Origin of the sequence: Chitinophaga dinghuensis, from assembly GCF_003259435.1 — a bacterium.
Taxonomy (GTDB): Bacteria; Bacteroidota; Bacteroidia; order Chitinophagales; family Chitinophagaceae; genus Chitinophaga; species Chitinophaga dinghuensis.
In genome coordinates this window covers 1-14,388 of the sequence record NZ_QLMA01000008.1, presented here as the reverse complement: position 1 = coordinate 14,388, position 14,388 = coordinate 1, and the positions used below count along the sequence as shown (strand labels likewise).

10 protein-coding genes are annotated in these 14,388 nt (G+C 46.4%); all 10 read left to right on the top strand.

Translation table 11 applies throughout. The features are described 5' to 3' along the window. The first annotated feature begins 14 nt into the window (after positions 1–14). On the top strand, positions 15–935 hold the full coding sequence (locus CLV59_RS21895; RefSeq protein WP_111594229.1) for a dihydrodipicolinate synthase family protein: 921 nt from the start codon (positions 15–17) through the stop codon (positions 933–935). A gap of 13 nt (positions 936–948) precedes the next feature. Beyond that, entirely contained in the window at positions 949–3,573 is a 2,625-nt protein-coding gene (locus CLV59_RS21890) for a sodium:solute symporter family transporter (protein WP_211324004.1), read from the top strand. Further along, the gene (locus CLV59_RS21885; protein WP_111594227.1) at positions 3,549–4,733 is read left to right on the top strand and encodes an AGE family epimerase/isomerase; all 1,185 of its coding nucleotides are present in this window, start codon (positions 3,549–3,551) and stop codon (positions 4,731–4,733) included. Before CLV59_RS21890 ends, CLV59_RS21885 begins: the two co-directional genes overlap by 25 nt. 6 nt (positions 4,734–4,739) lie before the next feature. Further along, entirely contained in the window at positions 4,740–5,909 is a 1,170-nt protein-coding gene (locus CLV59_RS21880) for a sialidase family protein (RefSeq protein WP_111594226.1), read from the top strand. Continuing rightward, positions 5,906–9,232 (top strand): family 20 glycosylhydrolase, encoded by a 3,327-nt coding sequence (locus tag CLV59_RS21875; RefSeq protein ID WP_111594225.1) that lies wholly within the window; start codon positions 5,906–5,908, stop codon positions 9,230–9,232. Before CLV59_RS21880 ends, CLV59_RS21875 begins: the two co-directional genes overlap by 4 nt. Before the next feature lie 142 nt (positions 9,233–9,374). Next, entirely contained in the window at positions 9,375–10,238 is an 864-nt protein-coding gene (locus CLV59_RS21870; RefSeq protein ID WP_111594224.1) for a helix-turn-helix domain-containing protein, read from the top strand. 203 nt (positions 10,239–10,441) lie between these two features. Beyond that, entirely contained in the window at positions 10,442–11,359 is a 918-nt protein-coding gene (locus tag CLV59_RS21865; RefSeq protein WP_111594223.1) for an alpha/beta hydrolase, read from the top strand. Between the two features lie 205 nt (positions 11,360–11,564). Next, a complete protein-coding gene (locus tag CLV59_RS21860) occupies positions 11,565–13,142 on the top strand; it encodes a Na+/H+ antiporter (RefSeq protein WP_111594222.1) in 1,578 nt (525 codons plus the stop codon). After that, positions 13,142–14,176: an MBL fold metallo-hydrolase gene (locus CLV59_RS21855; protein ID WP_111594221.1), complete on the top strand. Its 1,035-nt coding sequence runs from the start codon at positions 13,142–13,144 to the stop codon at positions 14,174–14,176. Before CLV59_RS21860 ends, CLV59_RS21855 begins: the two co-directional genes overlap by 1 nt. Before the next feature lie 74 nt (positions 14,177–14,250). Then, the coding region (locus CLV59_RS29510) for a transposase (protein WP_146616177.1) at positions 14,251–14,388 on the top strand (138 nt) is incomplete at its 3' end.

Sequence of the window (14,388 nt, the reverse complement as noted above, 5' to 3'; positions counted from 1 at the left end):
ATTAAATTATATATATGACGATACCGCATCTGAGCAAATTAATTGCAGCGCCGTTTACACCCATGCACAAAGATGGTTCTCTGAACCTGGCCATGATTCCTGAATACTATGCATTCCTCAAAAGGAATGGCGTTACTGGCGCCTTTATCAACGGTTCCACCGGGGAAGGAGTATCCACTACTTCCCGGGAAAAAATGCAGGTGACTACTGCCTGGGGCCTGGCTACCCGCCATGATCCTGAGTTTAAGGTCATGACGCTGGTAGGCGGTACCTCGCTGCAGGACTGCAGGGAACAGGTATTACATGCCAAAGATGCTGGCCTGTACGCCGTTTCCCTCACAGCGCCGTTTTACTTCAAACCGGCGAATGTGCAGGTATTGGCGGAATGCTGTGCATCAGTGGCAGCTGCTGTACCGGATATGCCGTTTTATTATTACCATATTCCGGTACTGACTGGCGTGAACTTTCAAATGATCGATCTGTTGAAAGCGGTAGATGGCAGGATTCCTAATTTTTATGGTATCAAGTATACGCATGAAGATTTTATGGATTATCAATCCTGCCTCAATTTCAAAGATCAATATTATGATATGTTGTGGGGGAGAGATGAAAACCTGCTTTCGGCCCTGGCGGTAGGCGCCAAAGCAGGTGTAGGCAGCACTTTCAATTATGCTGCGCCTCTTTACTATTGGCTGATCAATGCATTCAATACCGGCGATCTTCCGAAAGCAGCCATGCTCCAACAACAATCCATCGACATGATTCGGTTGTTAGGAAAATACGGCGGTATTGCCACTGGAAAAGCCTATATGAAATTGGCGGGAATGGATTGTGGCGAATTTAGGCTTCCGGTGAAAAACATGGATGCTGCACAATTTGAGGCCTTTAAGTCGGACGTATTTGCGCTGGGATTCCGGGAATATTGCTCCCGATAAAAACTAATCACGAGTGAGAGTATTATTGATATTGCTTATGTTATGGGGTGTAACGGCCAATGGCCAACAACCGCAGGCCAATCAGATCAGCTGGTCGGAAGTGGGCGTATTGCCTGTTGCGAGTGGTAAACAGGTACAGCCGGGAGTAGCAGGCGCATTTACCGGAACAACAGGAGAGGTGCTGTTGGTCGCAGGTGGAGCTAACTTCCCAGGTGCAATGCCATGGGAAGGTGGTCAGAAAACCTATCACAATGAAATATATGTGTTGCGTCGTAATAACAATGCCTTTCAATGGCTGCCGGATACAGGACATCTTCCTGTAGCGGCAGCCTACGGGGCCAGCGTGACACTGCCTTCCGGCGTTTTATGTATGGGCGGAGAAACGCCTGCCGGCCGTAGTAAACAAGTGTTATTGCTGCAATGGAATGCTGCTGCCAGTCGCCTGAACGTAAAGCCTTATCCGGATTTGCCGATGGCCCTGGCCAATGCCGGTGCTACTGTGATGGGTACGCAGGTTTGGATAGCAGGTGGCGAATCTGATACCGGCGTTACTAATAAAGTATGGATGCTGGATATGGCCGCAGCTACTCCCTCTTGGAAAGCCATGCCGCCTTTACCACAGCCCCGTTCGCATTTGCAACTGATCACGCAGTCGAATGGCGATTATCCATGCCTATACGCCATTGGCGGCAGAAAGGCCACGGATACGGGTATTAGTGAGCTGAGTGGAACTGTGTACAGATTTTCTCAGAAAACCAACAGCTGGCAGCAATGTGCTACTGTTAGTGATGGTAAGCAGTCATTAAACTGGTCCGCCGGTACAGCCCTTCCTTTCGGGGCAACATTTATCTTACTGACTGGCGGAGATGATGGGAAACTGTTTCATCAGATCGAAACATATAATGCCGCCATCGCTCGTGCAAACGATAGCACCAAGGAACGACTCACTAAAGAAAAAATAACATTCCTGAGCAATCATCCCGGATTCAACAGGAGCATACTACTGTATAATACTGCAACGGATGTATGGACAAAACTGTCGGAGCTACCATACCCTGCGCAGGTGACCACTACCGCCGTGAAATGGAATGATGATATCATCATTCCCTCCGGTGAAGTAAAGCCCGGCACGCGTACCACGAGTATCGTCCGTGGCGTTATCAGCAAACCATCTTATTTCTCGGGTCTTGATTATACCTTGCTGGCCCTGTATTTTCTCCTCATGCTGGGCATTGGATTATGGACCAGCATGAAACAACACAGCACCACAGATTATTTCAAAGGTGGGCAGAAGATTCCAGGCTGGGCTACGGGACTCAGTATTTTTGGAGCTAAGCTCAGCGCCATCACCTTTATCGGTATTCCTGCTAAAACGTATGCTACCGACTGGACCTACTTTTTCCTACTAATGACTATCATCATGGTAATGCCAGTAGTAGTGCGGTATTTTATTCCTTTTTACAGAAGATTAGGGGTTACCTCTTCTTACGAATTCCTGGAACAACGCTTTAGTTACCAGGTGCGCGGCATTGCAGCGGGAATGTATATCCTGTTACAACTGGGCCGAATGGGCATCGTAATTCTGCTGCCCAGTATAGCCCTTAGCGTGGTAACGGGCATAGATGTACGAACCAGTATTGTGGTGATGGGAGTGGTTAGTCTGTTCTACACCGTATTGGGTGGAATTGAGGCCGTGATATGGACGGAGGTTGTACAGGTGATCATTTTGCTGACTGGGGCCTTATTGGCGCTGATATTAATTCCTATGCACCTGGATCATTCCTGGTCGCAGAGTATTTCCACTTTGCAGCAGTACGATAAACTGAAAATGTTTGACCTGCGACTGGATTTCACCAGCAGCACTTTCTGGGTAGTATTGTTGGGCGGATTTGCGCTGAACCTTATCCAGTATGGCTGTGATCAGACGGTAGTGCAACGTTATCTGACGACCACTGATGAAAAATCCGCAATAAAGAGCCTGCGTCTCGGCGCATGGCTGACACTTCCTTCTACCATCATCTTTTTCGCCATTGGTACGCTTTTATTCCTTTTCTACAGAGATCATCCTGCGGAGGTAAATATTGCCCTGAATAACCAGGATACCATATTCCCATGGTACATCGTCACGCAGTTACCTAAAGGAATTGCGGGACTGGTGATCACCGCCATCTTTGCGGCGGCAATGGGAAGTTTGAATGGATCGGTGAATGGCGTGGCTACTGTGGTGGTGAATGATTTCTTCCGTCGCAGATTGCCAGGCAGACCGGATAAATATTATCTGCGTACTGCCAGGATGGTAACGCTGGCGGTAGGACTTTTCGGTACCGCCATTGCGTGGATGATGGCCTCCTGGGGAGCCACATCGCTATGGGATGAGTTCAACCTCATCATGGGATTGTTTACCGGTTCTGTAGGCGGAGTTTTTATACTGGGCATCTTTACCCGTCGTGCCACGAATACCGGCGCCATTGCCGGTTTTATATGCAGCGCGATAGTGCAGGTACTGCTGCTGCAATTTTCACATATGCATCTGTTGATGTACGCCCTGACAGGACTGTTGTCCTGCGTATTGGTGGGCTTACTCGTTAGTCAGATGACCAATCAAAAAACAACATGGGATATACAAAAGAGCAACTGATAACACTGGAGTCGTTTTATAAAGATCAATTATTGGGAGACACGATACCCTTCTGGTTCCCACGGTCCATTGATCAGGAATATGGCGGTTATCTGTTAATGCGTGATGAAAACGGAGAGTTGCTCGATGATGACAAAGCGGTGTGGATTCAGGGCCGTGCGGCCTGGTTGTTGTCTACTTTATACAATACCGTGGAACAACGTCCGGAATGGCTGGAAGGCGCGAAAACGGGCATCGATTTTCTCCTGCAGCACTGCTTCGACACAGACGGCAGAATGTTTTTTCATGTAACCAGAGATGGGAAACCTATTCGCAAACGTCGGTACTTTTTTTCGGAAACGTTTGCAGTGATCGCCCTCGCTGCTTATGCGAAAGCCAGCGGCGATATGACCATGGCAGAAAAAGCCAGGGAACTCTTTGGGAAATGTATTGAATACGCCACTATCCCGGGATTACTCACACCGAAATTCACCAACACGAGGCCGGCAAAAGGTATTGGCGTACCAATGATCATGCTCAACACCGCGCAGCAGTTAAGAGAAACCATCGGTGATCCACGCTGCGATGAGTGGATTGATAAATGGATTAAACAGATAGCAAACGATTTCGTAAAAGATGATATCCGCTGCGTCATGGAACAGGTAGCCCCCGATGGTAGTCTGATCAATCACTTTGATGGCCGTACCCTCAATCCGGGACATGCCATTGAAGGCGCCTGGTTCATTCTGCATGAAGCAAAATATCGGAATAATGATCCGGCTTTGATTAACTTAGGGTGTCGTATGCTGGACTATATGTGGGAGAGAGGCTGGGACAAAGAATACGGCGGAATCCTTTACTTCCGCGATGTAGAGGGCAAGCCTGTACAGGAATACTGGCAGGATATGAAATTCTGGTGGCCGCAAAATGAAGCAATCATCGCTACCTTACTGGCTTACGCCATGACTGGAGAAGATAAATATGCACAATGGCATCAGCAGATTCACGAATACGCCTATACGCATTTTCATGATAAGACGCACGGAGAATGGTATGGCTATCTCCACAGAGATGGTCGGAAATCAGTTCCACTAAAAGGAAATCTTTATAAAGGGCCATTCCATCTGCCCAGACAGGAATGGTATTGTTGGCAATTGCTTAAAAATAAGGCTCAATCATAACCGGATATGAACAGGAACAATATATTTACATTATTACTGCTATGTTGCAGTCTGCTAACGTTTGCGCAGCAACAGCCAGCCATCGTCTATAAGAGCGGAATGGAAGGGTATAAGAGTTTTCGTATACCCGCTATGGTGAGTATGCCCAATGGTACGTTGTTGGCATTTGCAGAAGGAAGGGTACAACATGCCGGCGATTTCGGCGATATCAAAATTGTGCTGAAAACCAGCCAGGATAACGGCGTTACCTGGTCGCCATTAAAAGTAGTGGCGGAAAATGATTCCTTGCAGGCGGGGAATCCTGCACCCGTAGTGGATCTCACAGATCCCGAATATCCTAAAGGGCGCATATTCCTCTTTTATAATACCGGTAATAACCACGAAGGAGAAATCCGTAAAGGACATGGCCTCCGCGAGGTGTGGTATGTGACCAGTGCCGATGGCGGCGCTACCTGGTCAGCACCGGTGAATATCACCACCCAAGTACACCGGCCTAAACAGCCACAGGTGAATCCTGCCTATAACTTTTCGGACGATTGGCGCAGTTATGCGAATACCCCCGGTCATGCCCTGCAGTTTAGCAAAGGTAAATACTGTGGACGCATATACGTTGCTGCCAACCATTCTGCCGGCAATCCGCAACCACATTTTACGGATTATGCTGCCCATGGCTTCTACACAGATGATCATGGTAAAACATTCCATCTGGGTGCTACCGTACCTGTGCCTGGTTCCAATGAATGTACGGCTGCTGAGCTCAGCGGAGGACAACTCATGCTGAATGCCCGCAACCAACAGGGTGATAAACGCATGCGCATTGTGGCAATCAGCAACGATGGCGGCGCTACCTGGAAAAGTACCCAATTTGACGATCGTTTGCCTGATCCGGTATGCCAGGGAAGTATCCTCAACATCGGTTGGAAGAAAGGAAAAGCCATCCTGGCCTTTTCCAACGCAGCAGATACCATACAAAGAAATCATCTGACTGTTCGCATCAGTAATCCTGACGCGAAAGCCTGGCCAGTAACTATTCCTGTAGCTGCCACCCCTGATAAAAAAGGGGATTATACCGCCTATTCCGATCTTGCCTTGACGGCAGATAATCGTATAGGCATACTGTATGAAAGAAACGGATATAGTGAAATTGTATTCGAAGCTATAAATATACCACGATGAAATGGCGCTTACTCCTCTGTTGGTTGCTGTCCGCTAAATGCTTACTGGCCCAGCATCCGGCATTGATACCCAGCCCGGAAAAAGTATCCTGGACGTCGCAAGGCTATGCGATGAGTAGTGGCACAGACATCCTTACAGATCCACGTTTTGAGAAAGAAGCCGCACAACTGCGCGATTGGCTCCTGCAAAAAGGGAAGGCCAGTCAGGTAAAAACGGGCGCCACAGCAACACGCCATATTTGCCTGGTATATAAAGCCGGACTGAAAGAAGAGGAAGCATATGAATTGCGTGTAGCCAATGACGTTATAGCAATAGCTGCGTCGTCCAGTCATGGTATCTTCAACGGAATACAGACCCTGTACCAGTTGCTGCAGGGAGATTCTTTTGCTGGTTGCATCATCGCGGATAAACCTGCCTTTTCCTGGAGAGGATATCTGGTGGATGTAGGTCGCAATTATCAAAGCATGGCCCTGCTGAAGCAACAGATAGATAAAATGGCCGCTTACAAACTGAATGTATTTCAGTTTCACTTTACAGAGAATATCGCCTGGAGATGGCCGGTACCAGGATATCCTGGGCTGACTAGCGACAGCAATATGCTCCGTAATTCTGGCAAAGTTTACACGGATGCAGATATCCATGAGCTCATGCGTTATTGTGCCGACAGACATATCCTCTTCTTACCGGAAATAGATATGCCCGGCCATAGCGATGCCTTCAAACGGGCCATGGGTGTTGATATGCAATGTGATAGCGGGATGCATATCCTGCAAAATATTGTACGGCATTTTATTACAACTTTCCGTCCTGCTTATCTGCACATCGGCGGCGATGAGGTACATATTACCAACAAAGCATTTCTGCCGGCCATGGTCAACATGGTGGAGGCGGCCGGCGTACGCACTTTAGGCTGGGACCCTGGTGGGAATATTCCAGATAAAACCATACATCAGCTCTGGATGCGGGATGCGGGCGTCAAACCATGTGTAAAGTACCTGGATTCCCGTCATCTCTACCTGAATCATATGGACCCGCTGGAAAGTGTAACCACTATTTTCCAACGTCGTATAGGCGATAAGGTGAGGGGAGACAGCAACATGCTGGGTGGAGTGATTTGTCTGTGGAACGATCGAAAGGTAACGGATGAAAAAGATTTGATTCGTATGAATCCGGTATATCCCGCCATGCTGGCCTTTGCAGAAAGAAGCTGGGTAGGCGGTGGAACAATCGGTTGGAGCAGTAATATTGATCCTGCGGATACAACAATGCTCCGGCAATTCCGAAACTTCGAAGGGCGCTTATGGCAGCATCGGCAGTTATATTTTGCGGGACTACCTTTTCAGTATACGCCGCAAAGCCAACTGCAGTGGACCCTTACAGGCCGCAATCAAACTGGCCGTATTGTAAAAACGATCCCTGCCATCGGCGGTACCATCGTTATGCGACATTTCTGGCACCCACTGGTGAAAGGCGTTATCGGAGATAATAAGGATTCGCTGCGTTGGTCGGCCACCGCTATTTTCCAATCAGATAAGGATACCGTTTTACCGGTGTGGATAGGTTTTTATAATCTGTCCCGTTCTACGAATAGTAATACGCCCGCTGCCGGTACCTGGGACAATCGCGGTAGCAGTATTCAAATAAATGGGCAAACGATTGCACCGCCGAAATGGACTTTTCCTGGCCGCAAACCTGGTTCCGAAGATCCTTTAGTGGATGAAGGTTATGAATACAGAGCGCCAGCCATGGTGCATTTTAAGAAGGGAAAGAATATTGTCACCGCAGATCTGCCAGTGAACGGTTTTCAGTCGGGCGACTGGCAGAACCCAGTAAAATGGATGTTTACGTTTGCGCCAGTACAAACGGCAAGTGTAGCACTATCGCCGTTCTTTACAGATCATATGGTGTTGCAGCGGGACCAACCCATTTCGGTTTTTGGAAAAGCCCCTGCTGGCAAAGGCCTTCGTGTCTCCCTGGGAAATAATACCGTACATACAACCGCTGGTGCAGATGGCAAATGGAAAGCCATTCTGCCACCCATGAAAGCAGATACTATTCCGCAAATACTGACAGTACGTACAAAGGAAGACATGATTAGTTGTTATGACGTGTTGATGGGAGATGTATGGGTTTGTGCCGGTCAGTCGAATATGGAATTTTCTTTGTGGGGAGATATGCACGCCGCAGAAGCCTTTGCTACAGCGCGACGGCCTTATTTACGCCTCTTGCAGGAGAATAAACAAACCACTACTTATAGCCCTGCTTATTCAGCTGCTGATACGATTTATCTGCATCCTGAAAATTATTTCCGCGGTAGCTGGCAGCGATCTGACAGTAACAGTGCCCGCATGTTTTCGGCGGTAGGTTATTATTTCGGCGCAAGGGTACAACAGGAAACTGGCGTGCCTGTTGGTCTAATAAATGTAGCAGTGGGCGGGAGTCCTACAGAAGCATGGATTCGCCCGGATGCTGGTCGGAATGTACCGGCAGTGGCGGCACTTTTTCAGGGCGACTGGCTTCAAAATGCGGCTATGGAACCCTGGTGTATTGAGCGGGGCCATGATAACCTCGATCCTTTGCTGAAGCAGGGAATACAGCCTCCTTCTAATGAACTGGGCTACCGGCATCCTTTTCAGCCGGGATTTCTATATGATGCGGCTATAGCAACGCTTTCCCAGCTGGCTGTGAAAGGCATTATCTGGTACCAGGGAGAAAGCAATGCACTCAGTAAGAGAAGGATGGAACAACATGAGCAGCTGTTTCCTTTACTGGTAGCCGACTGGCGCAAGCAATGGCATTCCGGTGAACTGCCATTTTATTTTTGTCAAATATCTTCCATCAGTACAGAGAAAGGCTACAAATCAGAGTACTGGCCTGCTTTCCGGGATGGACAACGCCGAATGGCGGATAGTATTCCTTTTTCAGGAATGGCGGTTAGCGCTGATGTTGGGCATCCCACAGATGTGCATCCCCGGGATAAACGCACAGTAGGAGAGCGTTTGGCAAAAGTGGCATTGCATAAAACCTATCAGTTGCCAATAGTTTATAAAGGGCCTGTACCAATCAAAGCATTGCTGAAAGGAGATACCGCCCTTCTGCAATACGACAGGAATGAACGAATTACGACTGCCGGAAATAAGCCACTGCATGGATTCTCATTGGAGGATGGGAAGGAAATTCCTGCTGTGATAGAAGGAGATGTTATTAAAGTATGGGTTCCTGCCGGTACAAGGTTTGTTTACTACGGATGGCAGCCTTATTCTTTAGGGAATTTGTTGAATGGGGAAGGATTGCCGGCTTCAACGATGCGTATCGCATTATAGGATTATCTTATCTAAATAATAGAGGCGGTGTCTGAAATAGGGATGCCGCCTCTTTTACTTTGGTAAAGAAACAGTAATATGTATCCATTTAGCGGGAAGTTGTATCCGTAAAATCACGTTTGTTAGGCTAATTTTGCATATTATGGTAAAGCGCATATTTAACATACGAGAATTTAGCAATTACCTGAATATCCGCAGTGTGAAAGAGGAAGAGATACATGTCGTCAATTTTGCAACGGAACAGGAGGTGTTGCTAAAGTCCGACCCCATTACGATTGACTTTTACCTATTGGCTATCAAACCGCCCATTGATAAGCGTCTGGTGACTACTCATTACATGGAGGATCAGTCGGACGCCTCTTTTATGTACATAGATGGGCCGCATAATTCCCTGGATTGGGATATCTCGCCACCAACCGCCGGATATACGATCCTGGTAAGCGCAAAATACCTGAATAAACTGGCAAAGGATTATAGTTTCATGCACTATAATAACCATGAAGCCCTGTTCCTGAGCAAGGAAGAAGAGGTTATTCTCTGGGATATTTTCAAGAAAACATATGATGAATTTCAGAAGGAATTTTTTTCGAGAGATGTCATGCTCTCCTATATCTCACTGATATTTTCTTATACACAAATTTTTTACGACAGACAGTTTGATACAAGGAGTAAAATTTATCACAAGGTGATCAATGATTTTTATAAAAATCTGGAAGACTTCTTCTCTCAGACTGATGTGGCAGGATTGCCTTCTGTGGCCTTTTTTGCGCAGAAATCTAATCTCTCGCCCAATTATTTTGGAGATCTGGTAAAACATTTTACAGGGAAGTCTCCTATTGATCATATTCAGGATTATGTGGTACAACTGGCTAAGGATAAGCTGAAAAACACCAGTTTGTCTGTCAGTGAAATATCTTATAGTCTTGGTTTCGATTACCCCAATTATTTCGCGCGGTTTTTTCGGAAAAAGACAGGCATTGCCCCGAGGGTATATCGTAATCAGTAAATACACTATATACGCAAAGCAGCCATCAGGCTGCTTTTTTGTTTTGGGGAGACACGGATACGAGAAAATACAACCATTCCTCTGATCATCAGGAAAAACAGTAAAATGTATCCGTTTTAACGTAATGTGTCTACATTATTTGGATTTGACTGCTGTTAACTTTGTATTGTCAATAGTAACAAACAAATCAAAAAAATATAGTTATGTCACAGAAAGTGAATTTCCAGAATAGTAACAACAGCAGCATCACAATGTCGGCAGTACTCTTTTTTCCTGAGGAGTTCGATCAGCAGAAAAAATATCCAGTAGTGGTAGTGAGTCATCCTGGTGGTGGCGTAAAAGAACAAACTGCTGGATTATATGCTAAAAAACTGGCAGAGCAGGGCTTTGTAACGATTGCATATGATGCCTCTTATCAAGGCGAAAGTACTGGAGATCCTCGTCAGTTGGAAAATCCTTATATCAGAACAGAGGATGTGAGCGCTGTGATCGATTACCTGACAACACTCCCTTATATCGATACCCAGAAGATAGGCGCCATGGGTATTTGCGCCGGCGGCGGTTACACTGCCAATGCAGCCATCAACGACCATCGTATTAAAGCAGTAGGCGCCGTGAGTGCGGTAAATATTGGTTCCATGTTCCGTAATGGATGGGAAAACAATGTGAAAGATGCAGATTCGTTACCGTACCTGGAAGCTGGCGCCAATGCCAGAACCCAGGATGCCGGAAATACCGCTGTGGCAACAATACCGCTGGCGCCCCTGAAAGAAGAAGATGCGCCTAATGCAGAGCTCAGAGAAGCCTGGGAATACTATCATACTGATCGTTGCCAGTATCCAACTGCTCCTGGCTTTGCGACAGCCAGAAGTCTCACCCAAATTATTACTTACGATGCTTATAACAAAGCGGAAGCATTTTTTGTACAGCCGTTACAAATTGTTGCAGGTAGTGAAGCCGGTAGTAAATGGATGAGCGATGACCTGTATAATCGTGTGGCCAGTAAAGAGAAAAACTTCCATATCCTGGACGGCGCTAATCATATGTCATTATACGATGTGCCACAGTATGTAAATGAAGCAGTTGATGTACTGGCGCTGTTTTTTAAGAAGCATCTCTAAACAGGCACATAACAACAAACAAATGACAGCGGAAGGATAACTGTGTGTTCCATACAATTGACGCGGGCAATAAATCCTTGTTATATGAAATGGGGTTAAAGTATTAATTTAAAAATATGTAATATTTTAGTTGGTAGTTTGGGATAGCATACGTTGGATGCTATCCCTTTGTACCTTTAAACTTTAATCAACTATACAGGCATTTATGCTCGACCATTTCCCCTTTTATCTGGCCATCATTGTTTTGATTGTCTTGTTAATTATGCTGAGTAACCGAATCAGGGTGGCTTATCCCGTATTGCTCGTACTTGCAGGATTAGCTGTTAGTTTTATTCCTGGTATCCCGGCACTCAAAATAGACCCTGAACTTATTTTTATCATATTCCTGCCACCCTTGCTATACGAAGCTGCCTGGGCTACTTCCTGGAAAGAACTGTGGCATTGGAGAAGGATTGTAGGCAGCTTTGCATTTATTGTTGTTTTCCTGACAGCTATTTCCGTGGCCTTTGTGGCGAACACCTTTATCCCTGGCTTCTCGCTGGCCCTGGGCTTTTTGCTGGGAGGCATCGTTTCTCCGCCAGATGCGGTGAGTGCCAGCGCTATCCTGAAGTTTGTAAAGGTGCCTAAAAGAATGTCTTCTATTCTGGAAGGGGAAAGTCTGCTCAACGACGCCTCTTCCCTGATCATTATGCGTTTTGCCATGATAGCGGTAGCTACCGGGCAATTCATCTGGTATCAGGCAGCAGCCAGCTTTGTATGGATGGTAGTGGGAGGAGTAGTCATAGGTTTGCTCATAGGCCTGGTCTTCAAAAAAGTACATAAATGGTTGCCAACAGATGTAAATATGGATATCATTCTTACACTGGTGACACCTTATGCTATGTATATGGGCGCAGAGGCGGTACATGCATCCGGCGTGCTGGCAGTAGTGAGCGGTGGCCTGTATCTTTCTTATCACCGGCATGAATTCCTCAGCGGATCTTCCCGGTTGAGAGGAGAAAATGTATGGCAAAGTCTTGTATTCCTGTTAAACGGACTGGTATTTATCCTCATTGGCCTGGATCTTCCGGAAATTACCGCTGGGTTGAAGAATGAAGGTATCGGCTTTTATCAGGCTACCGGCTATGGCTTGTTGATCACTGCCACGTTGATTTTTGGCAGAATGCTGGCAGCTTATGGCTCGCTGATTGTTACCAGGATCGCCAGTTATTTTATTACGGTGGCCGACAGAAATCCGGGCGCAAAAGCGCCAGTACTCATGGGATGGACTGGCATGCGCGGGGTAGTATCGCTGGCAGCCGCACTATCGATTCCCGTCGCTTTTGACAACGGAGTACAGTTCCCGCAAAGAAATCTGATCCTGTATATTACCTTCATCGTTATCCTCGTTACACTGGTACTCCAGGGATTAACACTGCCCATCCTGATCAGGAAAGTTACACTGCCTGTATGGAATGATCACCTTCCGGAAGACGAAACAGAAACGCTCCTGCGTGAAGAGCTGGCCAATGTATCACTGGATTACCTGCAGGAAAATCATGCTTCTGATCTGGAACATAGCTTCCACCTGAAGAAATTAGCCAGTCAGTGGAGGAATCAGTTACAATCTGATGAAGAAAGCGCCGTTCCGGATTATGTGAAATTCGCCTACAGGAATATACTGGAAGAACAGCGGCAACTGCTCATAAAGAAAAATAAAAATGAAGAACGAATCGATGAAGAAATCATCAGAAAATTCCTTCATCGCATAGATCTGGACGAAGAAAAATTAAACCTGGAATAATGAAGAAGAAATACGGACAGGCGCCTGATGCAGCCAGGAAAGCTTATTTCAATACGCTTTCCAACTATAGGAACGGACAATTCCAGAATCAGATTCCCACGCCTGCATTGGCAGAGGGGAAAAATATGCTCAAAGTGTTGTGGGAATTCCTTGGTAAGCACCCGGATACTGCACCTGCATCACCGATTCCTGTGATAGATACAGATTTGAAACAACTAAAGCCGGAAGAGAATGTACTTGTTTGGTTCGGACATAGTTCCTATTTCATTCAGGTGGACGGAAGGAAATTGCTCATCGATCCGGTTTTCAGTGGCAATGCATCGCCTATCAGAGGCTCTGTGAAAGCCTTTCCCGGTTCCAATCGCTATCAGGTAGAAGATTTACCGGCAATTGATCTGTTATTGATCACGCATGATCACTGGGATCACCTGGATTACAAAACCATAGAACTACTGAAAGGCAAAGTAGATAATGTTGTTTGCGGTTTAGGCGTAGCCCAGCATTTTGAATACTGGGGTTGGGATAAAAGTAAACTAATAGAGAAAAACTGGTATGATAGTATTGCGCCCATGGAAGGTTTCCAGGTGACCTTAATGCCAGCCAGACATTTCTCCGGCAGATTACTGAGCAGGAATATTTCCCTCTGGACATCTTACGTATTGCAAACGCCGACGAAAACATTATTCCTGGGTGGCGACAGTGGCTATGGGCCCCATTTTAAAGAGATTGGCGATCGTTTCGGCCCAATTGACCTGGCTATTTTGGAATGTGGGCAATACAATGAAAACTGGCCATATATCCACTCTATGCCACATGAAATCATCAAAGAAGTACAGGACCTGAAAGCGAAAAATTTCATACCAGTACATAGTTCTAAATTCAAACTGGCACAACATCCCTGGTACGAGCCCTTGAAACAGGTGACATTGCTGGCAGAAGCCGCACACCTACCAATTACTACCCCGAGGATAGGAGAAAAAGTAGACCTGGATCATTTGGGGAAAGTATGGGGCAAATGGTGGGAACAGTTATAAAATCTTACAAAATGAAAAGAGGATGCTTCTACTGAAGTGCCCCCAAAAGTTTAGACACTTTTGGGGGCATTTTTATGAGTGCAAGAAAGAAACACAGTTTTGCCTTTAAGGTAAAAGCAATCAGACTAGTGGAAAAGGGTCAGAGCATTATGTCCACATCGGATGACCTGGACATAAGCCCTTCATTACTATTAAAATGGTGGGATTACTAT

Coding starts and splice junctions, on each gene's coding strand:
- CLV59_RS21895 (WP_111594229.1), top strand. CDS start 15: ATGACGATACCGCATCTGAGCAAATTAATTGCAGCGCCGTTTACACCC.
- CLV59_RS21885 (WP_111594227.1), top strand. CDS start 3,549: ATGGGATATACAAAAGAGCAACTGATAACACTGGAGTCGTTTTATAAA.
- CLV59_RS21880 (WP_111594226.1), top strand. CDS start 4,740: ATGAACAGGAACAATATATTTACATTATTACTGCTATGTTGCAGTCTG.
- CLV59_RS21875 (WP_111594225.1), top strand. CDS start 5,906: ATGAAATGGCGCTTACTCCTCTGTTGGTTGCTGTCCGCTAAATGCTTA.
- CLV59_RS21870 (WP_111594224.1), top strand. CDS start 9,375: ATGGTAAAGCGCATATTTAACATACGAGAATTTAGCAATTACCTGAAT.
- CLV59_RS21865 (WP_111594223.1), top strand. CDS start 10,442: ATGTCACAGAAAGTGAATTTCCAGAATAGTAACAACAGCAGCATCACA.
- CLV59_RS21860 (WP_111594222.1), top strand. CDS start 11,565: ATGCTCGACCATTTCCCCTTTTATCTGGCCATCATTGTTTTGATTGTC.
- CLV59_RS21855 (WP_111594221.1), top strand. CDS start 13,142: ATGAAGAAGAAATACGGACAGGCGCCTGATGCAGCCAGGAAAGCTTAT.